20 protein-coding genes and 1 tRNA gene are annotated in these 21395 nt (G+C 69.8%); 16 read left to right on the top strand and 5 right to left on the bottom strand.

Annotated features, from left to right (window positions below):
• Positions 1-26 precede the first annotated feature (26 nt).
• The 3 genes from htpX to AC3ANM_RS08235 all read left to right on the top strand — a co-directional run bounded on the left by htpX (position 27) and on the right by AC3ANM_RS08235 (position 4772).
• A complete protein-coding gene (htpX, locus tag AC3ANM_RS08245; RefSeq protein WP_488287926.1) occupies positions 27-905 on the top strand; it encodes a zinc metalloprotease HtpX in 879 nt (292 codons plus the stop codon).
• A 146-nt stretch (positions 906-1051) separates the two neighbouring features.
• The gene (gene pepN / locus AC3ANM_RS08240) at positions 1052-3547 is read left to right on the top strand and encodes an aminopeptidase N (protein ID WP_488287647.1); all 2496 of its coding nucleotides are present in this window, start codon (positions 1052-1054) and stop codon (positions 3545-3547) included.
• Positions 3548-3701: 154 nt separating this feature from the next.
• Positions 3702-4772 carry an alkene reductase gene (locus tag AC3ANM_RS08235; protein WP_488287646.1) on the top strand — a complete coding sequence of 357 codons (1071 nt, stop codon included), beginning with the start codon at positions 3702-3704 and terminating at the stop codon, positions 4770-4772.
• A 100-nt stretch (positions 4773-4872) separates the two neighbouring features.
• On the opposite strand, the gene AC3ANM_RS08230 is transcribed toward AC3ANM_RS08235, so the two are convergent.
• Positions 4873-5367 (bottom strand): YajQ family cyclic di-GMP-binding protein, encoded by a 495-nt coding sequence (locus AC3ANM_RS08230; RefSeq protein WP_488287645.1) that lies wholly within the window; start codon positions 5365-5367, stop codon positions 4873-4875.
• 123 nt (positions 5368-5490) lie between these two features.
• Between AC3ANM_RS08230 and AC3ANM_RS08225 the strand changes: the two genes are divergently transcribed.
• The 5 genes from AC3ANM_RS08225 to AC3ANM_RS08205 all read left to right on the top strand — a co-directional run bounded on the left by AC3ANM_RS08225 (position 5491) and on the right by AC3ANM_RS08205 (position 12298).
• Positions 5491-5571: transfer RNA gene (locus AC3ANM_RS08225), tRNA-Tyr, on the top strand.
• A 240-nt stretch (positions 5572-5811) separates the two neighbouring features.
• Positions 5812-7029, top strand: a complete 1218-nt coding sequence (locus AC3ANM_RS08220) for an MFS transporter (protein ID WP_488287644.1) — start codon at positions 5812-5814, stop codon at positions 7027-7029.
• 479 nt (positions 7030-7508) lie between these two features.
• A complete protein-coding gene (locus AC3ANM_RS08215; RefSeq protein ID WP_488287643.1) occupies positions 7509-10130 on the top strand; it encodes a beta-propeller fold lactonase family protein in 2622 nt (873 codons plus the stop codon).
• Position 10131: 1 nt separating this feature from the next.
• Entirely contained in the window at positions 10132-11757 is a 1626-nt protein-coding gene (locus AC3ANM_RS08210) for a CehA/McbA family metallohydrolase (RefSeq protein ID WP_488287642.1), read from the top strand.
• 307 nt (positions 11758-12064) lie between these two features.
• Positions 12065-12298, top strand: a complete 234-nt coding sequence (locus tag AC3ANM_RS08205; protein ID WP_488287641.1) for a hypothetical protein — start codon at positions 12065-12067, stop codon at positions 12296-12298.
• Here AC3ANM_RS08205 and AC3ANM_RS08200 read toward each other — a convergent pair whose 3' ends face one another.
• Both AC3ANM_RS08200 and AC3ANM_RS08195 read right to left on the bottom strand, forming a co-directional pair.
• Positions 12299-12730: an SRPBCC family protein gene (locus AC3ANM_RS08200; protein WP_488287640.1), complete on the bottom strand. Its 432-nt coding sequence runs from the start codon at positions 12728-12730 to the stop codon at positions 12299-12301.
• A gap of 127 nt (positions 12731-12857) precedes the next feature.
• Positions 12858-13103: a hypothetical protein gene (locus tag AC3ANM_RS08195; RefSeq protein ID WP_488287639.1), complete on the bottom strand. Its 246-nt coding sequence runs from the start codon at positions 13101-13103 to the stop codon at positions 12858-12860.
• 330 nt (positions 13104-13433) lie between these two features.
• Here AC3ANM_RS08195 and AC3ANM_RS08190 point away from each other — a divergent pair, with 330 nt between their 5' ends.
• Both AC3ANM_RS08190 and AC3ANM_RS08185 read left to right on the top strand, forming a co-directional pair.
• Complete coding sequence (locus tag AC3ANM_RS08190) at positions 13434-13736, top strand: three-helix bundle dimerization domain-containing protein (RefSeq protein ID WP_488287638.1); 303 nt, start codon at positions 13434-13436, stop codon at positions 13734-13736.
• 86 nt (positions 13737-13822) lie between these two features.
• Complete coding sequence (locus AC3ANM_RS08185; protein WP_488287637.1) at positions 13823-14128, top strand: hypothetical protein; 306 nt, start codon at positions 13823-13825, stop codon at positions 14126-14128.
• 219 nt (positions 14129-14347) lie between these two features.
• Here AC3ANM_RS08185 and AC3ANM_RS08180 read toward each other — a convergent pair whose 3' ends face one another.
• A complete protein-coding gene (locus AC3ANM_RS08180) occupies positions 14348-14593 on the bottom strand; it encodes a hypothetical protein (RefSeq protein WP_488287636.1) in 246 nt (81 codons plus the stop codon).
• 229 nt (positions 14594-14822) lie between these two features.
• Here AC3ANM_RS08180 and AC3ANM_RS08175 point away from each other — a divergent pair, with 229 nt between their 5' ends.
• On the top strand, positions 14823-14987 hold the full coding sequence (locus AC3ANM_RS08175; RefSeq protein ID WP_488287635.1) for a hypothetical protein: 165 nt from the start codon (positions 14823-14825) through the stop codon (positions 14985-14987).
• 348 nt (positions 14988-15335) lie between these two features.
• Here AC3ANM_RS08175 and AC3ANM_RS08170 read toward each other — a convergent pair whose 3' ends face one another.
• Positions 15336-15821 (bottom strand): GNAT family N-acetyltransferase, encoded by a 486-nt coding sequence (locus AC3ANM_RS08170; protein WP_488287634.1) that lies wholly within the window; start codon positions 15819-15821, stop codon positions 15336-15338.
• A gap of 650 nt (positions 15822-16471) precedes the next feature.
• On the opposite strand from AC3ANM_RS08170, the gene AC3ANM_RS08165 reads away from it, so the two are divergent.
• The 5 genes from AC3ANM_RS08165 to AC3ANM_RS08145 all read left to right on the top strand — a co-directional run bounded on the left by AC3ANM_RS08165 (position 16472) and on the right by AC3ANM_RS08145 (position 21345).
• Positions 16472-17416 carry an alkaline phosphatase family protein gene (locus AC3ANM_RS08165; protein WP_488287633.1) on the top strand — a complete coding sequence of 315 codons (945 nt, stop codon included), beginning with the start codon at positions 16472-16474 and terminating at the stop codon, positions 17414-17416.
• Positions 17417-17595: 179 nt separating this feature from the next.
• Entirely contained in the window at positions 17596-18189 is a 594-nt protein-coding gene (locus tag AC3ANM_RS08160) for a hypothetical protein (protein ID WP_488287632.1), read from the top strand.
• Positions 18190-18334: 145 nt separating this feature from the next.
• Positions 18335-19576, top strand: coding sequence for an alkaline phosphatase family protein (locus AC3ANM_RS08155; RefSeq protein WP_488287631.1), 1242 nt, complete (start codon positions 18335-18337; stop codon positions 19574-19576).
• 5 nt (positions 19577-19581) lie between these two features.
• Positions 19582-20847: an alkaline phosphatase family protein gene (locus AC3ANM_RS08150; RefSeq protein ID WP_488287925.1), complete on the top strand. Its 1266-nt coding sequence runs from the start codon at positions 19582-19584 to the stop codon at positions 20845-20847.
• Between the two features lie 141 nt (positions 20848-20988).
• Positions 20989-21345: an alkaline phosphatase family protein gene (locus tag AC3ANM_RS08145; protein WP_488287630.1), complete on the top strand. Its 357-nt coding sequence runs from the start codon at positions 20989-20991 to the stop codon at positions 21343-21345.
• The last annotated feature ends 50 nt before the right edge of the window (positions 21346-21395 follow it).

Raw genomic sequence — 21395 nt, 5'->3', positions numbered from 1 at the left:
ACGTGTCCATCGACGTTGGACAGGGCATGCACAAGCACTACAACGGGCTCAAGACCGCCCTGCTGTTCGGCAGCATCTGGGCTCTCTTGCTCGCGATCGGCTCGCTCGTGGCCGGCGGTCGGTTCATCTGGGTGTTCGCGCTGATCGGCGTCGGGACGACCGCGTACGGTTACTGGAACAGCGACAAGCTCGCGATCCGGGCGATGCACGCCTACCCGGTCAGCGAGGCGCAGGCACCGGTGATGTACCGGGTCGTGCGGGAGCTGTCGACGCGCGCGGGCAAGCCCATGCCGCGCCTGTACATCTCGCCGACCGAGGCGCCCAACGCGTTCGCCACCGGCCGCAACCCGCAGAATGCCGCGGTCTGCTGCACCGAGGGCATCCTCCAGATGCTCGACGAGCGTGAGCTGCGCGGCGTCCTCGGCCACGAGCTGATGCACGTCTACAACCGCGACATCCTCACGGCCTCAGTGGCCGCGGCGATTGCCGGCGTGATCACGAGCATCGCCCAGTTCTTCATGTTCTTCGGCATGTTCGGCGGCGGCGGCCGGGACAACGAGGAGGGCGGCAACCCGATCGCGATGCTGGCCATGGCCCTGCTGGCGCCGCTGGCCGCCGGGATGATCCAGATGGCGATCAGCCGCACCCGCGAGTACGACGCGGACGAGGACGGCGCCACGCTGACCGGCGACCCGCTCGCCCTCGCCTCGGCGCTGCGCAAGCTGGAGATCGGCACCTCGCAGCGGCCGCTGGCGCCGCAGCCGGCTCTGGTCAACGCCAGCCACATGATGATCGCCAACCCGTTCCGGGCCCAGGACGTGTCGCGCCTGTTCTCCACGCACCCGCCGATGCCCGAGCGGATCGCCCGGCTCGAGGCCATGGCGACGGGCTACCGCGGCAGCTGACCGACCCCCACCCCTGCACCTCGCGACCGTGGGGCCCGACGCGATCGGGCCCCACGGTCGCCCTCTGTCCCCGCGGGACCACGGCCACGGCCGTGACGTGTCCGGACCCGGCGCGGGACCGCCTCCGGGTCTGGTTAGGTGAGCCCATGGCGAGCTTGACACGAGTTGAAGCAGAGGCGCGTTCGGCGCTCATCGACGTCACGGCATACGACGTCTCCCTGAACCTGGACACGGGGGAGAAGACCTTCGGGTCGACCTCGACGGTGCGGTTCACCTCCCGGGAGCCGGGGGCATCGACGTTCCTGGACGTCAAGGCGGTGGAGGTGCACTCGATCACCTTCAACGGCAAGGAGATCGACCCCTCGGCGGTGCGCGACCAGCGCGTCGTCCTGGAGGACCTGCGGGCCGACAACGAGGTCACCGTCGAGGCGACGATGGCCTACAGCAAGGACGGCCAGGGCCTGCACCGCGCGGTCGACACCGCGGACGGGCGGCACTACGTCTACGGCCACCTCTTCCTCGACGCGGCACCGAGGGTGTTCGCCTGCTTCGACCAGCCCGACCTCAAGGCCCCCTACGACGTGCGCGTCCAGGCGCCCTCGGACTGGCTGGTCGTCGGCAACGGCGCGGCCACCCAGACCTCCGAGGGGCAGTGGACGCTGGCCACGACGCCGGCGCTCGCGACCTACTTCGTCACCGTCTGCGCCGGGCCCTACGTCTCGGTCAAGGCCGAGCACGACGGCATCCCGCTGGGGATCCACGCCCGCGCCTCGCTGCGCGAGCCGCTCGAGCGCGACGCCGAGCAGATGCTGACGGTCACGAAGCAGTCGCTGGACTACTACCACTCGCTGTTCGGCATCCGGTACCCGTTCGGGGAGTACCACCAGGTGTTCGTCCCGGAGTTCAATGCCGGCGCGATGGAGAACCCCGGCTGCGTGACGCTGCGCGACCCCTACCTGTTCCGCGACGGCGCCACCCACGAGGAGGTGCTGACCCGCACCAACACGATCGCTCACGAGTGCGCGCACATGTGGTTCGGCGACCTGGTGACGATGCAGTGGTGGGACGACCTGTGGCTCAACGAGTCCTTCGCCGAGTACATGGCCCACCGCACGACGTTCGAGGGCTGCGGCTTCGACGACGCATGGATCGACTCCTCGGTGGCCCGCAAGGCCTGGGGCTACGCCGCCGAGCGGATGCCCTCGACGCATCCGGTGGCCGGGTCCCCGGCGCCCGACGGTGACACGGCCCTGCAGAACTTCGACGGGATCTCCTACGCCAAGGGTGCGGCGACCCTGCGCCAGCTGATCGCCTACATCGGCGACGAGGCGTTCCTGGCCGGTGTGCGCGACCACCTGACCAGCCACTCCTACGGCAACGCCGACCTGGCCGACTTCCTCGGCGCGATGGAGCGGGCCAGCGGCAAGGACCTGGGCGCGTGGGCCGAGGCGTGGCTGCGCACCGCGGACCTCGACGCGCTCGAGCTCGACCTCGAGTCGGGCGAGGGTGTCATCACGGGGGCGAGCCTGCGCCGCACCCGGCCCAAGGACCACCCGGCCGACCGGCCGCACAGCCTCGACGTGGCGGGCTGGACCGGCGGTGAGGAGGTCTTCCGGGTGGAGGCCGTCCTCGACCGCGACGAGATGGCGTTGCCCGCCCTGGTCGGCCGTCCGGCGGCGCGCGTGGTCGTGCCCAACGCCGGCGACCTGACCTGGGCGACGGTCCGGCTCGACCCCGCGACCGTGGCGGCCCTGCCCGAGGAGCTCGCCCTCATCCCGGACGGCCAGGCCCGGGCCGTGGTGTGGACGGCGCTGGTCGACGGCGTCTGCATGGGCACGGTCGACCCGCGCCAGATGCTGCGGGTGTTCGAGGGCGCCTGGGCGCAGGAGACGCACGAGTCGATCCTGTCCCGCATGGCCATCCAGATGGTCGGCCGGATCATCCCGCAGTTCCTGCCCGCGGCGGAGCAGGAGGATGCCACCCGGGTCGTGGCCCGGGCGGCGGCCACGCTGCTCGAGCGGGCCGAGCCCGGCTCGACCACCGCCCTGCTGGCCGCGCGCTACCTCGCCCGGAGCACCGACGACGTCGCCCTGCTCCAGCAGTGGAGGGCCGGCGAGGGCCTGCCGGGCGCGCTCGTGGGCGACAACGACCTGCGCTGGCTGGTGCTGCGCAACCTCGCCGCCCGCGGGGTCATCGGCGAGGCCGAGATCGACGCCGCCCTGGAGCGCGACAACACCATGCAGGGCGGGCTCCAGGCGCTCTACGCCAAGGCCGCCCGGCCCTCGGCGGAGGCCAAGGCGTGGGCGTGGGAGCAGATCACCGGCGACCACGGCCGGTCCAACTACGAGATGATCTGGCTCGCCCAGGGCTTCTGGCAGGCCGGCCAGCTCGAGCTGGTCCGGCCCTACGCCGAGCGCTACTTCACCGACGTCCCGGCGATGGCCGGCCGCGTCGGCGAGGACGCGCTCAACAACCTCGCCAAGCCGGCCTTCCCGGCGGTGGTCGTCGAGCAGTCCACCCTCGAGCTGCTCGAGCGGACGCTTGCCGAGGGCACGCTCAGCCCCGCCGTGCGCCGGGCCATGGTCGACGTCGGCTCCCAGCTGCGCGAGGCCGTGGCCTCCCGCGCCACCTGGGGCGCCTGAGCGGTGACCCGACCCGGCGGGTGACCACCCGCCATACCCCTGCCGCCCCCCGGGCGTGAGACTGCTCACGCCCGGGGGCCGGAATCGTTCACCGTTCAACGTCCTTGGCACGAGGGAAGGACAAATCCGACCCCCCAGGATGGTGAGCTTCCCCGTGAGCGACGTGTTCGCCCCGTTCTCCCTCGGCCCCCACGCGCTGAGCAACCGCATCGTGATGGCGCCGATGACGCGCAACCGCGCCGACGCCAACGGTGTCCCGACCGACCTCATGGCCACCTACTACGGCCAGCGCGCCGGGGCCGGCCTCATCGTCACCGAGGGCGTGCAGCCCTCCGCCCTCGGCCAGGGCTACCCGCACACCCCGGGCCTGCACACCGACGAGCAGGTCGAGGGCTGGCGCAAGGTCGCCGACGCGGTGCACGCCGAGGGCGGCGTCGTCTTCGCCCAGATCATGCACGCCGGCCGCATCTCCCACCCCGCGCTGATCGGCACCCAGCCGGTGGCCCCGTCCGCGGTGCAGCCCGCCGGTGAGGTCTACACCCCCGAGGGCCTGAAGCCGTTCGAGACGCCGCGCGCGCTGGAGACCGCCGAGCTGCCGGGGATCGTCGCCGAGTTCGTCGACGCCGCCCAGCGTGCGGTCGCCGCCGGCCTGGACGGTGTGGAGCTGCACGCCGCCAACGGCTACCTGCTCCAGCAGTTCCTCTCCGACAACACCAACCAGCGCACCGACTCCTACGGTGGCTCGCCGGAGAACCGCGCCCGCTTCGTCATCGAGGTCGCCCAGGCGGTCGCCGCGGCGATCGGCGCCGAGCGCGTGGGCATCCGCGTGTCCCCGAGCGGGACGTTCAACGACATCGCCGAGACCGAGGCGGCGCAGACCTACGCCGAGCTGCTCGCCGGCATCAAGCCGCTGGGCCTGGCCTACCTGCACGTCATCGACGACGAGTCCGGCGAGGTCGCGGCCGCGCTGCGCGAGGGCTTCGAGGGCACCGTCATCGTCAACACCGGCTTCGGCGGCTCCAGCGACCTGGCCACCGCGCAGGAGGCCCTGACGCACGACCGCGGCGAGCTGTTCTCGATCGGCCGGGCGTTCATCTCCAACCCCGACCTGGTCGAGCGCCTGAAAGCCGACGCCCCGCTGGCCGACCCGGACATGGACACCTTCTACGCCGGTGGCGCCAAGGGCTACGTCGACTACCCCACGCTGGAGGAGTCCGCGGCCTGACCGCGCACCCCGGTATGCCGGGTGGCTGGGTCCCAGCCACCCGGCATACGCAGCGAAGGGCCCCGCACCGATCCGGTGCGGGGCCCTTCTGGCGTTCAGCTCAGCGGTAGTTGACGAACTGCAGCGCCACGTCGAGGTCGGCGCCCTTGAGCAGCTGCTGCACGGCCTGCAGGTCGTCGCGGGACTTGCCCGTCACGCGCAGCTCGTCGCCCTGGATCAGCGGCTTGACGTTCTTGGGCCCCTGCTCGCGGATCAGCTTGGAGATCTTCTTGGCGTCCTCCTGGCTGATGCCGTCCTTGAGGGAGGCCTCGAGGCGGTACTCCTTGCCGGAGGGCTTGGGGTCGCCGTCGCCGAGGTCGAGCGCCTTGAGCGAGACGTTGCGCTTGATCAGCTTGGTCTGGAAGACGTCAAGCACCGCGCGCACGCGCTCCTCGGAGTTGGCCTTCATCAGGATCTTCTCGCCGGACCACTCGATCGAGGCGCCCACGCCCTTGAAGTCGTAGCGCGTGGCGATCTCCTTCTCGGCCTGGTTCAGCGCGTTGCTGACCTCCTGCTTGTCGACCTTGCTGACGACGTCGAACGATGAGTCGGCCATGGCTGCTCCTTCAGGTGGGCTCGAGCGCGTGGCGCTCCAGGGTTTCGGGCTCGGCCCAAGCCTGCCACGTCGCCCCGATTGGACTCGGGGTGTGGTGTCGTTGCTATCCTTCACACCGCACACGGCAGGTTGTCCGAGCGGCCAATGGAAGCGGACTGTAAATCCGTCGCGAAAGCTACGAAGGTTCGAATCCTTCACCTGCCACACAGTGCAGAACGGCCCCCGGCTGAGCACGAGCTCAGCACGGGGGCCGATCTCTTTTCTGTCCGGATGTGCCCGGCGGGACCCGGCTGACGATGGCTGTCCGCGGCCTATACGCGGCCTCGACGCCGCCCGATCTCGGAGGGCGTCCCTAGTTCGTTGTGCGCCCGTCCGGCTGACCGTCGATGCCGGGGGCACTCGTGGTGGAGTTGAAGCGTCGTCTGCACGGCGCACACTGGCGTCGTGACCGGTCAGCTGAGTCTGGACGCCCGCCGCATCGTCGGCGCCCAGGCAATGCGGGCATTCGGCTACGGGTTCAGCGCAGTGATGCTGGGCGCGATGCTCGCGGCCCGGCACTACTCCTCCCTGCGAGCCGGACTCGTCCTGGGCTTTACGGTGGCAGGCACAGCCGTGGCCTCGCTGGTGATCGGCGCCGTCGCCGACCGCTGGGGCCGACGCCACTGCTACGGCGCCCTTTTTCTTGGACTAGCGGCCGTGGGGGCCGTCCTGGCATTCACCGGGGCCCCGTTCTGGCTGCTCCTGGTGGTTGCGCTGAGCGGCCTCCTGTCCACCGACGTGGTCGACAACGGTCCGGCCACCACGCTGGAGCAGGCCATGCTCGCGGGGGAGGACTCCACCACCGCGGGCGCGGCCGGGGCCCGTGTGTACGGGTGGTACAACGCGGTGGCGTCGCTGGCTGGCGCGGCAGGTGCACTGCTGGCGGCCGTGCCCGGCGTGCGGGGCTGGACGGGGTCGGCGTGGCCATTCCTGGTCCTCGTGCCGGTCGGGCTAGCCGGGGCGTGGCTCGGGCGGCACCTTTCCGAAAGGGTGGAAACCGACCCCAGTGACAGGGAGGGCGCGCGAGGCGCGTTGGGGAGGCTGGGCGGCTCCCGGGGCCAGGTGCGAAGGCTTGCCGGCCTCTTCGCGGTGGACGCCGCCGGTGGTGGGTTGGTCACCGCGAGCTTCCTGGCCTACTACCTGACTGAGCGCTACGGCGCCACGGTGGGGGCGCTGGGTGTCCTGTTCTTCACCACGTCGGTACTGCAGGCCGGATCGGTGTGGGTCGCGCCAAGGCTGGCGGACCGAATCGGCCTGGTGCCTACGATGGTCGGCACCCACCTGCCCAGCAACGTGCTCCTGGCGTTGGTCGCGTTCGCACCGACCTTCCCGGTCGCGGTGGTCCTGCTGCTGGCCCGGACCAGCCTGTCCCAGATGGACGTGCCCACCCGACAAGCTCTGGTGATGCAGACCGTTCAGCCGGGCGAACGGACCGCGGCGGCTGCGCTCACCAACGCCGCGCGGTACACGGTGCGGCCGTTCGGGCCGCTGGTTGCCGGCCTGCTGCAGCAGGTGGCGCTTGGTCTGCCACTGCTGGTGGCTGGCACCGTCAAGGGTGGCTACGACCTCGCCCTGTGGCGGTGGTCGCGACGGGCCGGGGCGCGGGCTAGGACGGCCGCCTGAGCGTGAGGCTCGGCTTCGGTCAGGCGTGGTGCGCCCGGTTTGATGGTGTGCGGACCGCGTGGATCACTTGACCGGGTGACAGCCAGAACACATGAGCCCCGCTTCCTGCAACTGAAGGCGGTGCTTGAGGCATAGCCCAGGTCTGCCTTCGCCGGAGGACTGCGCGGCGGCCACCCGGGCATCCACGGCCCGAACGTGGCGACTCCGAGAGATCGCCGCGCCTGCCCGGTCTCGTGTGGGCCGTGTGAGCGAAACCAAGTTCGCCGAGCCGAAATGTCGGCCCTTCCGTCATTCGGCGTTCATCGGGCACCGCCATCCTTGTGAGCCGAGTCCGGCAAATCGGACACTGATCTCCGGAGGGTGTGACGATGGGGCGACGGACGATGGGGCGTGCAGCGGCCGCGGCAATCGTGCTGGCAGTCGGGGGCGGGGGACTCGCTGCGATGCAGGCCCGGGCGGCCGGGGGTGGGTTGCCACATGTGAGCACGTTCAGTCCGACGGGGCAGTACGCCGAGGGGACCTCCCTGGTCAGTGGTCGGCTGGTGCAGCCGGTGGGTCGGCGCACCACGCTGGCGGACTTCCCGGTCGCTTCGGCGGTCTCCCCGGACGGCCGGGTCGTCGTCGTGGCCGACAGTGGTCAGGGCGAAGGGGCACCGGAGCAGGGTGATGAGGCGCTCCAGGTGGTCGACACCCGCACGGGCGAGGTGGTGCAGACGGTGCGGGACCACGAATCGGGCAAGCCGACGTTCTACGAGTCCGGGGTGGCCTTCAGTCGCGACGGGCGGCATCTGTACGCCACGGGTGGGGGAAACGACCAGGTCTACGACTACGCGGTCGCCGGGGACCGTCTGCACCTCGTGCACCGGTGGGCGTCCTCGGCGCGGACCGGCGCGCCGACGGTGGGCGGGACCCGCACCGGCGGCATCCCGGGCAGTGCCCCTGTGGTGGGCGACGCCGCGGCATACAGTCGGGGGCTGACCATCCTGCCCGACGGATCCACCGTGCTGGTGACCAACGAGCAGGGCTCCACCCTCGCCGCCGTGTCGACCGCAGACGGCGCGCTGAAGTGGGAGGCCGCGCTGGCCGGGCCGGGCCAGCCTGGCGGCGCCTACCCGGAGGCGGTTGTCGTCAGCCCCACTGGCGCGACGGCGTACGTCGCTGCGCAGGGCCTCAACGCCGTCGCGACGGTGGACACCCGCACCGGGGCGGTGCGCGGGCTCGCCCCGGTCGGCGACCACCCCGTGGCGCTGGCCCTGGATGCAGCAGGCCGGCACCTGTACGTCGCCAACGCCAACGACGACTCACTCTCGGTGCTGGACACCACCGCCACGGTTCCGCGCCCCGAACGGCAACTGTCCACCCACCTTGTGCCCGGTGAGGCGAACGGTTCGACCCCGGACGCGGTGACGGTCGATGATCGCTCCGGCCGGGTCTACGTCGGACTGGCCGGGGACAACGCCACCGCGGTCCTGGAGGACCCCACGCACCCCCACTCGTCCCCGGACCCGGCCCGGCTGGTGCCCCGCGGCGCGATCCCCACCGGCGCTTACCCGACCGCCGTCTCCGTGCTCCCCGAAGGACAAGTGCTCACCGCCGCTGCCAAGGGGCTGGGCGGGGCTCCGATCACCGACAAGCAGCAGTACATCGTCAACAAGAGGCAGGGGCTGCTCTCGGCTGTGCCCCGTCCGAGTGACCGTCAGCTGGCGGACTGGACCGCGCGGGCGCGTGCCGACCTGCTGTACCCCACCCGAGCCAACGCACTGCGTCCGGCGGACTCCCCGATCCCGGACGCCGCGCACGCCGGCCGCAGCCCGATCAAGCACGTGATGCTGGTGGTCCGGGAGAACCGCACCTTCGACCAGGTCTTCGGTGACCTGCACCGCCCCGGCGCGGATGTCCAGCCCGCCTACACCGAGTTCGGCGCCAAGGACGCCCAGGGACGCACCCTCACCCCGAACATCCACCGACTAGCGGACCGGTTCGGGCTGTCGCAGAACTTCTACAGCGACGGCGAGGCCAGTATTCAAGGTCACCACTGGACCGCCGAGGGGGTCTCCAGCGACTACACCGAGAAGAGCTACCTGCACTACTACTCGAGCCGCAACCACCCGTATGACCCGACCGCCCCCATCGTCTACCCCCGGTGTGGGTCGGTGTTCCAGCAGTTGGCTGCCCAGGGCAAGAGCTTCCACAACTTCGGCGAGCTGGTCGGGCTCGCCACGTCCCAGCCACCGACAGTGCGGGCCGCGCCCGGCGCCCGCTGCGCCACTCCCGGCGGGGCCCACGACGGGCAGTCCGCGGCGAGCTTCTCCAACACCCTAGGCGCCAACCTGTCGCTCACCTCGGTGCCGGACACCGCCAAGGAGCAGGACATCGAGAAGGAGCTCGCGCCGCTCGTGGCCGCGGACCAGTTGCCGCAGTTCATGTATGCCGTGCTGGGCAACGACCACACCGACGGCACTGAGCCCGGCAAGAAGACGCCCCAGGCGCACGTGGCAACCAACGACCTGGCCGTCGGCAAGCTCATCGACTACTTGTCCCACACCCCGCAGTGGAAGGACACTGCCGTCTTCGTCGTCGAGGACGACAGCCAGGACGGGCTCGACCACCGAGACGGACACCGCAACATCTTCCTGGCCGCCTCCCCGTGGATCCGCCCGGGTGCCCTGTCCTCGCTGCACGTCTCCCAGGCCTCGGTGCTGCACACCATCGAGCTCATCCTCGGTATCGCGCCGTTGTCCTCCTACACGCAGTACGCCGCCGTCCCCTATGACATGTTCACCAGCAATCCGGACCCGACCCCCTACACCGCGGTCACTCCCACCTACCCGATGGACGCCAAGAACCCCTCGACCACTCCCGGCACCGCATCCTCGGTCCCGCTCGACCTGCGCGTCGCCGACGTCGCCGGCCCGGTGCTGGAGGCGCAGATCTGGGAGGCCACGCGCCTGGGGGCGCCGATGCCACCAGCCCTGCTGGAGGAGCTGGCGAACCGGGGTGGCATCCGCCAACAGGCCCTGAACGCCTGGGCGCACGGGCGGACGTGCCGGTGCAGCCCGCTGGAGCCGGGCCTGGCCGTCGCCCCGGGCGAGGGGGACTGACGTGGATGCCTTCAGCCGACGCAACCTGCTGCGCGGCGCGGCAGCCGGCGCCGCAGCGCTGGGCGGCGCGGCCGCCTCGGGCACCCCAGCGACCGCGCGTACCGCCACCCGAACCCGGCCGGGGCAGCGACTGACCCTGACCACCACGGTGGTCGGGACCGGCTCGTACGCGCAGCTGCCCTTCCCGGTGCCTCGAGGGGTGCAACGCATCGACGTGGCGATGACCAAGAGCAACAGCCAAGCCTCCCTTGGGCTGGGCCTGTTCGACGCCCATGGGCCGGGCTACCAGTCCGCCGGCTTCCGCGGCATCTACGGTGAGGAACGCGCCGCGTTCCACGTCTCGACCGCCGACGCCTCTCAGGCGTTCATTCCCGGCCCGATGCCGCCCGGCACCTGGACCGTTCTGGTGCCCGTCTTCAAGGCCCCGCTGCCGACCACGGTTACGGTCACCGTGGACCTGTCTTTCGACCCTCAGGGCGCCCCGTTCCGCCCCGGTCCCGAGCCGGGCGTGGTGCTCGACGCCCCCGGCTGGTACCGGGGCGACCTGCACTGTCACACCACCGCGAGCTCCGACGCGTGGGCCTCCGGGTCGGCGATGACCCCGGCGGAGTGGGCCATGGCATGCCGGGCGGCCGGCCTGGACTACGTCGCCATGACGGACCACAACGTCATCAGCCAGAACTACTTCCTGGCCCGCGACGCCGGCGCCGACATGCTGCTGATGCCCGGGGAGGAGATGACCAACTGGTTCCACGGCCACGCCACCGTCTCCGGCCTCGACGTCGGCCAATGGCTGGACTTCCGGCAGAGCCCGCTGGGTGCACCGTTGCCCACAGGCGGCGCAAGGATCCGGGAGTTCATCTCGGTGGCTGAGTCCATGGGCGCCTACGTGGCCGCTGCACATCCACTGGGGGCACACCTGAGCTGGCAGTTCATGGCCGACGCCGAAGCGGATCCGCGCTCGCGCACCCATGGTTTCGAGGTGTGGACCGGGCCCTGGCAGGCCGACGACGAGGCCTCCCTCGCCGCTTGGGACACCATGCTGAATCGGGGTTGGCGCACCGTCGCCAACGGCGGCAGCGACCTGCACGGCGTCCACAACGACGGCGGTTTCGCGGTCGGCAAGCCCACGACCGTCGTATATGCCGCCCGCCTCGCCAAGCGCGACATCATCACGGCCCTCAAGGCCGGGCGGTGCTTCATCACCCGGGACCCCCTCGGCGTCGAGGTCTACCTGACCGCCACCGCCCCCGGGCAGGAAACGTACGTGGGTGGCTCGGTGTACGGCGCCGGCGGCGACCCCGTCACCGTCCGGGTCCGGCTGCGTCGAGCGGGTGGGATGCGCCTGGTGCTTGTCGCCGACGGCTCCCCGGTCGATGTCGTGCCCGTGGCCTCCGACGACCAGACCATCGAGGTCACCATTCCCGTGCCGCATGGCGGCGGTTACGTCCGCGCAGAGGTCCGCGGCCTACCCCGCCCCGTGCCGGGCAACCCGGCCGCCAGCGAGGGCGACATGGAAGCCCTGACCAACCCCATCTTCCTCATCGACGGGCCGATGCCCACCGGACACCGCGCCGAGCAGGCCCCAGCGCCGGACAAGCCGGGGCCGCGTCGCACCACGACCTGATCGCCCGTCGACGTGCCACTGGACCTGCCCGTCGAGGACGTCCTCCACCTCTGCCACGTAACTGTGCCGGCTTGCGGCGGCGTCCAGGACGGCGCTCCGAGTGGCCGTCCAGACGAGGGAGTCAGGTCGGAACGGCCTCGTGACGGGCTTCTCGGTGAGCCCGGGCGGCGGCGGCCAGCTCGCCGTCGCTGGCTGACTCCAGCGTGATCATGGACTTGTCGGCCCGGGGGCAGGGCCTGCCGGTCGGCCTCGCCCGCCATCACGGGGAGGGCTCCCACTTGCGGTGCGTGCCACCTATGGTTGGGCCATGCGGCCGGTCGAGCTGATGACGCACGAGGAGCTGGTCGCCGAGGCGAAGTCTCTTCAGCGGCTGTACGAGGCCCGTCTCGCCCAGGCTCCCGACACGGCGGGGAGTCCCGCGATGGGCGAGATGGACGAGGACCTGTCGCGGTACTTCGACGTGCGCAGCGAGCTCCAGCGGCGTGCGGACGGGGAACCCCTCGACGGCACGCCGCTCGATCCCCCGCATGACGCCGGCTGATCAGCCCAGCTCGAGCAGCCTCTTGGCTGCGTCAAGGGCCTTCATCTCAGCGTCCATGGACTTCTGGACACGGGCGCTCAGGAAGAGCCTCCGGAGACCGGGGATCTCGGCGTCGAGGATGAAGGTGACTTCGGTGCCATCGCCGTACGGGGCGAAGCGGTACTCGCCCCGCGGACGCACCGGCCCCTCAGTGGCGCGGAACGCGTAGCGGCTCTCCGGTTCGTACGCCGTCACCTCGATGTCTGCCGGGACTCCGCGGCCTCCGTGGCTGGTTACGACCACGTGGATCCTCTCCCCGACAACTGGGGGTCCCTCGCTTGCGGTCCGGATGACCTGGGGCCGCCACCGGTGGTCGTTGGCCGGGTCGGTGAAGAACGCGAAGACGTCCTCAACCGGACGGCCGATGAGGACCGCGCGTTGAGCCTGTGGCACGGGGTTTCTCCAAGCTGTGCAGTCGCCCTGCGAGGACCATGGTTGCCCGGTTCGGCGATGCGGTCATCGTCCGGCCCGGATGGCAGCGCCCTGTCGCCTGAGGCAGAGGCTGGTGCGGGAGCGCGCGTCAGGTGCGCACACGACCGGTACCGCCGCCCTGCTTCTCACGTTCCGCCACCAGCCACAGCGCCTGCTGGGCGTCGAGTGCCTTGACCTCGCCCACGGTGACCTCGCGGTAGGCAAGCGCGCGGATCAGCGGCTGGAGCAGGTTCAACTCGGCCCGGTCCTGGTGGGCGATGGCGCGGCGTATCCGACTGGGCAGGTCAGGGGCGATGGTGACTTCGGTTGCATCGGCAACGGTGGTGATGCTCATCTGGGTACTCCCTCGGGTCATCCCTCGTCGACATCCCCACGATGCAATGACCGGTCGTGCGCTCCCCATCGGTTGGATGAACGCCGGGAACATGGCGACGAAGAGCGCTGCGCATCCACGCATACGACCCAACCTGGACACCTTTGGCTGCGTCGTCCGGCGCGCAGGCGGGTCCGTGCGCCGCCGGTATCTCGTCCGCCCATCCTCGCGGGTAGCCATGCCCGTGGGTCTACCCACCGCGTGGGCAACCCGGCCCGGGTGCGTTCGCAGTTGCCCACCCGGGACGTTTGGCGGATTGCAGCGGTGCGAGAACGCGCGTGACCATCAGGCATGGATCAGGACCCGACCCCTCTCAGCCACAGGGTCCGGCACGGGCTGCACCCCGATTTCCGCGAGGTCGCTACGCAGCTCCACCGGGACTTCGACCTGCTCACCGGATCAGATGTGGTGGATCGGGTCCTCGACGAGGTGGCCGCGATCTTCGCCGAGGCCCGCGTGCGCACGTTCCTACCGCTGCTGGTTCACCGTTACGCCAGGAGCGACCTCCGGTCCCTCGCAGGTGGAGGGCACGCGGCCGCGCCGGGCCTGGCGAAGGTCGGAGACGCCATCTCGCGAGCCTCGTCGGCGGGATGACCACGGCCGTGGAGGGCGCCGGTCCGCCCGCCCCGCACTCATCCCGGTCGTCGCGAGCGCGCCTGCGGGCCACCACCGATGGTGGGGTGGCACTGGACAACCCCTCGGACGCCGAGATGCTCGGGCTGCTGGAGGACCTTGACGAGGGCGAGGGAAGCTGCCTGATCGTTGAACGCCTGGATGACGCCTCGGGTCAGACGTATGTGCAGGTGCTGCGCACCGAGGCCGATCCGGGCTGGGTGGTCGAGCACCGCGCGGGGAGCCCCGATCGACACTTCCATACAGCCGTCGGCGACGTCGAGTCGGCGCATCACCTCGTAGCCGGCTGGGCCCTGGACCGGCCTGAGTGGCTCGAGTCCGTGGGGTGGACACGCGTCGAGTTCAACCCCTAGGCCACTTGCTGTCTGCGCATCAGGAGGCACAGCCGCAGCCCGGTCGGTGTTCGAACGATCGTCCGGGCCCCAAACAGAGGACGCCAGCCCTGGACGCGCAAGTTGGCCATCCACGTCTCGAGCGGGATTCCCGCTGACGGGTCAAACTCGAACTGCCTGCAGTCCGGCTCCATCCCCCTGACGGTAGGTGCAACACCACCCGTCCGGAAGGGCAGGTCCTCAGCAGGCCCGGGGCGTGGCCCGATAGAGCTGGCGGGCGGCGCGGGCCTTCTCCCGCGCGAAGACCAGCCGAGTGGCCACCTCTGCGTTCAAGGCCTCGATCTCGCTCAATCGGACCTGCCCCTGCGCGAGCCCGCGGATGATCGGGTTGAGGATCTCCAGCTCCCGGGCATCGTTGTGGGCGAGCGCCCGACGAAGCCGGGTCGGCAGGTCCATCGATACCACCGGGTCCAGCTCCATGCTCATCCCAGCCTCCAACACGTGATCTCTGAGCGGGCGCCTCACCCTCGACCCCCACCGTGATCGCCGGGCGACGCCGACGTGAACGACGGGTCTGACCAACGCGAACCTTCACCGCAGGTCCGCCACTCCACGCCATGGCCGTGTCGTGAATCCAGGCGGCTCTGCGGCGGACCGGCGTCAGTGCTCGGCCGGGCCACCTCCTGTTAACGCCCCACCTCTACCGTCCCCTCCGATGAACGATGCAACCCTGATCGACCAGCCGTACACCCTCTTCCGCACCAAACTCGGCGTCTGCTCACCCGACGCGCACGTCGATGATCTGAACGGATCTACCTGGAATCCTGGCTTGGGGCACCTATCGAAGGCGGCGTTCAGATCCGCATCAACCGAGCTCTGATCGCCGGAGGCATCTGGGCACGGGAGGGCTCGGCTACGGCAATGTGGCCTCATGTCGCGCCGCAGCAGGCGGCCGTGAACCTGCTCATCGAGCAAATGGGCGTGGCCATCGCTCGAAGGCATGCCGACGAGAGGCACCTGCACGTGTCCTTGACCGGAGTCACCAGCTCACGTTCCCCGATGGGCCACATGCTCGAATCGGACCAGCGGCGACAAACCTGCGGTGACGAGGCAGCTCATCTGGAGCTCCCAGCACCGCGCCACGCTGCAGTCAGTGCTTCCGTGGACGCTACTCAGCTCTGAAGGCCTGCCCCCAGGAAGCCTCAATCGCCGTCAAGGGGTGCGTTCCTTAGAGGCTGCAGGTGACGGTCGTCAGGCCGTCTTCGACCTTGACGGACACGGGGCCAAGGGACCGGCTCATCACACGAGCAGCGAAGGCATGGCCGGGGCCCGTGATCGTTGCCAGGTCGCGAGCTCCGAGCCCTTTCGCGGTCCCAGCCATGGCCCGGATGAGATCCGTACCGTGGCCATGGCGTTGGTGGTCGTCTCGAACGAGAACGGCGACCTCGGCCCATCTCGCGCCATCGTCGTGGCGCAGGGCAAGGTTGCCCATGGCCAGGATCCCGTCTTGACCAGGGACGACGTACGTCTCTGTCTTGCTGAGTAACGTTTCGATCGCGCGTGGCGGCGGGAACCCGAGGTACCGGCCGTTCAGAGCCTCCGGGGAACACCGCTCGTGCAGGACCTCGATGGCGGGGATGTCCCGCTCGGAGGCAAGGTGCACCGAGCGGTCGCATGGCGTAGTTGCGATGAGGGGCCCGAGCTGGCGAGTCATCACCCGAGCCTGCCTCCGGCGTGTGAACCAGGGATGTGTTCCATGTAAAACCTGGAGCCACAGCCGCGCCCGGGGATCCTCGGGGTTCACTACGTTCCGGCGCTGCTGTCAGGGAGCACCCGCGGCGCCCGGACGCGACCGGTCAAGGTCAAGGGAGACGCCCAGGCGCCTGACCCTCACTTCGGCTATCGGAGCCAAGTAGGGGCCGGGTGCGAGTCATTGTGCTCACGAACGTGCTGCCGCCCGACAGCCGCCTCCCGGTTTCGTTAAGGACCTGAGATGCGGACAGGTCAATGGCCAGGCAATGTGGCTCGTCGCCGCCAGGGCGCAGGAGCGTGGGGGCATCGCGGCCGCCGACTTCATCAGGAATCTGCACCGCTGAGAAGCGGAGCCCGCACGGCGAAGCTGACCCTGCTCTGGATCCTCAGCCGGACAGCTGAAGACCCGGGCATGGCCCCGTTGGGGCACCCACGTCGGAACGCGCGGGCCTGTCGACCCTCAGGAGACGTAGCGTGATGCGCGCCTTTGGCCGCAGGCGTGGTCGGCGACGTTGGTCCTAATCTCGTGCCGAGCCTAGGACATCGCAAACCTGGGCGGGCGGGTCAGGCGGCTGCCGACGTGTCCTGCCCTTCTCTCATCGGGGGTCGTCCATGCTGCGTTCATCCGCCGCGCCACTGCTCGCCTTACTGCTCGGACTCGGCGCCGCGGCAGCAACTGTCGCCCCCGCCGAGGCGGCTACGCCGCAGCCCTGCGGGACAGTGGCGACGGCTCCGGCCGTGTACGACCACGTGGTCTGGATCGTCGACGAGGACAAGAACTACAGCACCGTCGTCGGGTCGAAGTACGCCCCCTTCATCAACAAGACGCTGATCCCTGGCTGCGGGCTCGCGACGAACTTCCACCCCGAGACCCACAACTCACTCGGGGACTACATCGCGATGAGCTCGGGCGGTCTGGTCAAGGGCACCCCACCCACCATCTTCGGCCAGCTTCGGGCACGCGGTAAGACCTGGCGGGCCTACATGCAGTCCATGCCGGCGAACTGCTACCGCAGCAACGTCGGCAACTACTCCAAGGTGCACAACCCGCCGGTGTGGTTCACCGACACCAAGGCCGACTGTCCGGCCTGGGACGTCCCGGAGACCCAGCTTGACACCGACCTCAGCAACAACGCGTTGCCGACATTCGCCTTCATCGCCGCCGACAACGCCCACAACATGCACAACAATCCTGTCGCCTCCGCCGTGACCAACGGGGACGCGTGGCTCAGCGCCGAGATCTCCAAGATTGTCAGCAGTCCGACCTACACGGAGGGCCGCACCGCAATCTTCCTCACCTGGGATGAGGGCAACGGCCCGAAGACCACCACGTTGAACTACCAGGGCGAGAACTGCCTTGACCCCACCAACGCCGCGACCGACCCGTCGTGCCACGTCGCCACCATCGTCATGGCGCCGAGCATCGTTCCCGGGACGACTTCGGGCACCTTCTTCTCCCACTACAGCCAGCTGGCCACGACCGAGGACATGCTCGGCCTTCCCCGGCTGGGCAACGCGACCTCTGCCAGCAGCATGCGCGGCGACTTCGGGTTCTGATGACACACTGCCTGCGGTCCTGCGAACGCCACTCCGCCGGGAGGCCTCGCGGGACCCGAGCAGGCACCTGGCTCTCAGCCGTGGCCACGGGACTGCTCAGCACAGGCCCCCTCGCGGTCGCAGCCCCGGCGGACGCGGCCTCCGGAGCTGCGACCGGGACCGTGGTGGGGCTCTGGCACATGGACGAGGCGCCCGGGGCGGGCACGATGGTGGACTCCTCCGGCCTGGGCCACAACGGAACCATGAGCTCGGGCGTCACCACCGGCACCCCGTCCGATGACGGCACCACCGGCTACACATTCACCCAGCCCGGCGGAGTCGTCCGGGTCCCCAGCGACGGCACTCTTAACCCCGGCACGAGCGCGCTGACCATCAGCATTCACCTGCGCATGGCGGCGAACGTCCCTGCCGGGGACTACAACGTCGTGGAGAAGGGCACAGCGACCGCGACCGGCGGCGCCTTCAAGCTCGAGATCAACGCCACCCACACCGGACCCAAGTTCGGTTTCCCCGACTGCGCCTTCAACGGGGCCGCTGGCAGCCACACCAAGGCGTTCGCCCCCGCCAGCATCCTCGACGGGAAATGGCATGTCATCACCTGCCACCTCACCGCCACGCAGGCCTGGGTTGAGCTAGACGGCCACTCCGGGAAGACCGTCTCCTGGCAGGGTGACTCGATCGCCAACAGCGTCGCCTTAACCATCGGTGCCAAGCCCAACGGCACCCACGGATACATCGGGGACGCCGACGAGGCCACGCTCGCCATCGGCTGAGCGAGCGCTCCACCGTTGCGAGCCGGCTGCCCAAATCGTGAACGAAGAGTGAACTTTGTCCCTGAAGTTCGCAATGTCGCTTGCGACCCCTCTACCGTCTTGCTTCGTGAATGTGACGCGGAGACAGTTCCTTGGATCCGCGGCTGTGGTGGGGGGCGCCGCCGCGCTGACCGGAGGGTCCTTCCTGACCAGGCCAGAGACGGCGTCCGCAGCAACGGGGCTGCCCGCGCCGGGAGCGTCGGGGATCGACCACATCGTGGTCGTGATGATGGAGAACCGGTCCTTCGACCACTTCATGGGATGGCTGCCCGGCGCCGACGGCAAGCAGGCCGGGTTGAGCTTCATTGACCGGTACGGCGCCGCCCACTCGACGTACCACCTGACCCAGCCGGCCAGCTGTGGGCACCAGGACCCGGACCACTCCTACGAAGGTGGCCGGATCCAGCTCGACGGCGGCGCCTGCGACGGTTGGCTGCGAGCGGGTGAGGACGACCTGCTGCCGATCGGCTACTACCAGCAGGCCGACCTGGGCTTCCTGGGAAAGGCGGCTCCCGCGTGGACGATGTGCGACCGGTACTTCTCGGCCGTGATGGCCGAGACCTACCCCAACCGGTTCTACATGCACGCCGCGCAGACGGATCGGCTCCACAACTCCACCGCCACGGCGACCATGCCGACCATCTGGGACCGCCTGTCCGCGGCCGGGCTGAGCGGGAAGTACTACTACTCCGACGTGCCGTTCCTGGCGCTGTGGGGCACCAAGTACCTCCCGATCGCGCACCCGTTCGCGACGTTCCTGTCCGACGCCGGCGCCGGGACCCTTCCGGAGGTCAGCTTCATCGACCCCCGCTTCGAGGACGAGGCCTCCGGGTCCTCCTCCGATGACCACCCGCACGCCGACATCCGGGCCGGGGAGCAGTTCCTCAACCAGGTGTATGCGGCGGTCACCGCCAGCCCGAACTGGTCACGGACCCTGCTGGTGGTCAACTTCGACGAGTGGGGTGGCTTCTACGACCACGTCGCACCCTCCACCGCTCCCGACGTCAGCTCGGCCACGGCGCTGCGCGGTTTCCGCGTGCCGGCCCTGGTTGTCTCGCCGCGGGCCCGGCGTGGCTACGTCGCGCACAACACCTACGACCACACCTCGGTCCTGAAGGCGATCGAGTGGCGCTGGGGTCTGCCCGCCTTGACCCCGCGGGACTCTGGCGCGCGCAACCTCGCCGAGGTCCTCGACTTCTCCAGCGCCCCCAACCTCAGCGCGCCGAAGTTCGTGGTGCCGCCGTTCACCGCCACCGTCTGCTCGCCTGCCCCGGCGACCGGGCCGGAGCAGTCCGAGTGGGGCGACCTGAAGACCAAAGCCGCAGCCAACGGATGGAGCCTGTTGTGATCCGGATGTCCACCAAGGGCAAGTGCGTCATCGCGGGGCTCCTCGCCGGCACCGCCGCCGTCCTTGGCGTCGGCTTGGCCCAGGCTTCCACCGGTGGTGCGGCGTCGACCGCGGCCACCTCGGCGCCCAGCACGACGGCGGTCACGTCGACCCCCGCCACCTCGAGCGCGCCGCTCGCCTCCGCGGCCACCTCGAGCGCGGCCGTCACCACCGCGGCCGCCTCGCCCGCCGCCACCACGGCCGCGGCAACTGCCTCGACGTACGTCCCGCCGGTGAAGCATGTCTTTGTCATCAACATCGAGAACAAGGGCTACGACACCACCTGGGGCGCCGGCTCGGCCGCGCCCTACCTGGCCCAGACCTTGCGCTCCCAAGGCGTGCTGCTGAACACCTACTACGGCACCGCGCACAACTCGCAGCCCAACTACGTCGCGCAGATCTCCGGGCAGGGCCCCAATGCCCAGATGCAGGGCGACTGCCAGATCTACTCGCAGTTCGCGCAGACCGGGACCGCCGCTCCGGGGCAGGCTGTCGGCAACGGGTGCGTCTTCCCGGCCTCGGTGCCCAACCTGACCGACCAGCTGAAGTCCAAGGGGCTGGCCTGGAAGGGCTACATGGAGGACATGGGCACGCCGTGTCGCCATCCCGCCCTGAACAGCGCCGACGACACCCAGAAGGCCCGGGTTGGCGATCAGTACGCCGTGCGGCACAACCCGTTCATGTACTTCTCCTCCATCACCAGCTCCCCGGACTGCGCTCAGCACGTCGTGGACCTGAAGCAGCTGTCCACAGACCTGGCCTCGGCCACGACGACGCCGAACCTGTCCTACATCACCCCCAACCTGTGCCACGACGGTCATGACGCCCCGTGTGTGGACGGACAGCCCGGGGGCCTCGCCAGCGTCAACACGTGGTTGAAGACCTGGGTGCCCAAGATCCTCAACAGCCCGGCCTACAAGAACGACGGGATGCTCGTCATCACCGCCGACGAGTCCGACGGTCCTCAGTCCGACGCCACCGCCTGCTGCGGCGAGGGACCTGGCCCGAACGCCGCCCAGCCGGGCATCACCGGACCTGGTGGTGGCCGCATCGGGGCACTCGTGCTCTCCCGCTACGTCAAGGGGGGCACCTGGTCCACGACCAGCTACAACCACTACTCCCTACTGGCCTCCGTCGAGGACGTCTTCAAGCTCCCGTACCTGGGATACGCCGGTTCCTCGGGACTCAACCGGTTCGGTCTGGACGTCTACAACAGCGGCTGGAACAAGTAGCCTCGGCTGACTCATCGCTGGCTGAACGCCGACTGTCGAAGGTTCGACCTTCGACGTGGCCCTGAACCGTTGGGGCAGTGGTTGAACGCTCACCCAGCACGGAGGGCGTGGCCTCTCGGCGTGCCCTTCACCGGGGGGAGCATGACGCGTCGGCAGACCGTGAACCGTGCTCGAAGTCCGGACGAACAGCACCGTGCCGTGTCGCCACCTTCAGTTCATGATGCGTACGGCCTCGGCCCGCGAGTTCCCATGTGGATCATCTCCCCGCACGCCAGGCCCCGGCACATCAGCGGTGAGCTGTTCGAGCACACCTCGATCCTGAAGTTCATCCAGACCCAGTTCGAGCTGCCCACTCTTGCGTCGATCAACCACCGGTTCGACCACGCCACGCCCACGACCAACAACGACGCGGCCGATGGCAAGCCCGCCGGACCGCCCGCACCTCCTCGGGATCGGCGCGCCTGCATCGGCGACCTGACCTCCTGCTTCGAACGTTAAGGCGTTCTCCTGGCTTGCAGCCACATTGTGGGGCCGTCCATCCGCTAGCT

The organism is Oryzihumus sp. JJN4-3R (genome assembly GCF_057747915.1).
Note: the sequence above shows the minus strand (reverse complement) of the source record. Positions and strands in the feature narration are given on the sequence as shown.

What these genes read in the sequence shown, in the direction of transcription:
- AC3ANM_RS08165 (WP_488287633.1), top strand. Translation starts at nt 16,472, where the DNA reads ATGCTGCGTTCATCCGCCGCGCCACTGCTCGCCTTACTGCTCGGACTC.
- AC3ANM_RS08195 (WP_488287639.1), bottom strand. Translation starts at nt 13,103, where the DNA reads ATGAGCATCACCACCGTTGCCGATGCAACCGAAGTCACCATCGCCCCT.
- pepN (WP_488287647.1), top strand. Translation starts at nt 1,052, where the DNA reads ATGGCGAGCTTGACACGAGTTGAAGCAGAGGCGCGTTCGGCGCTCATC.
- AC3ANM_RS08150 (WP_488287925.1), top strand. Translation starts at nt 19,582, where the DNA reads ATGTCCACCAAGGGCAAGTGCGTCATCGCGGGGCTCCTCGCCGGCACC.
- AC3ANM_RS08205 (WP_488287641.1), top strand. Translation starts at nt 12,065, where the DNA reads ATGCGGCCGGTCGAGCTGATGACGCACGAGGAGCTGGTCGCCGAGGCG.
- AC3ANM_RS08190 (WP_488287638.1), top strand. Translation starts at nt 13,434, where the DNA reads ATGGATCAGGACCCGACCCCTCTCAGCCACAGGGTCCGGCACGGGCTG.
- htpX (WP_488287926.1), top strand. Translation starts at nt 27, where the DNA reads ATGCACAAGCACTACAACGGGCTCAAGACCGCCCTGCTGTTCGGCAGC.
- AC3ANM_RS08230 (WP_488287645.1), bottom strand. Translation starts at nt 5,367, where the DNA reads ATGGCCGACTCATCGTTCGACGTCGTCAGCAAGGTCGACAAGCAGGAG.
- AC3ANM_RS08180 (WP_488287636.1), bottom strand. Translation starts at nt 14,593, where the DNA reads ATGAGCATGGAGCTGGACCCGGTGGTATCGATGGACCTGCCGACCCGG.
- AC3ANM_RS08175 (WP_488287635.1), top strand. Translation starts at nt 14,823, where the DNA reads ATGAACGATGCAACCCTGATCGACCAGCCGTACACCCTCTTCCGCACC.
- AC3ANM_RS08160 (WP_488287632.1), top strand. Translation starts at nt 17,596, where the DNA reads ATGGACGAGGCGCCCGGGGCGGGCACGATGGTGGACTCCTCCGGCCTG.
- AC3ANM_RS08145 (WP_488287630.1), top strand. Translation starts at nt 20,989, where the DNA reads ATGACGCGTCGGCAGACCGTGAACCGTGCTCGAAGTCCGGACGAACAG.
- AC3ANM_RS08170 (WP_488287634.1), bottom strand. Translation starts at nt 15,821, where the DNA reads ATGACTCGCCAGCTCGGGCCCCTCATCGCAACTACGCCATGCGACCGC.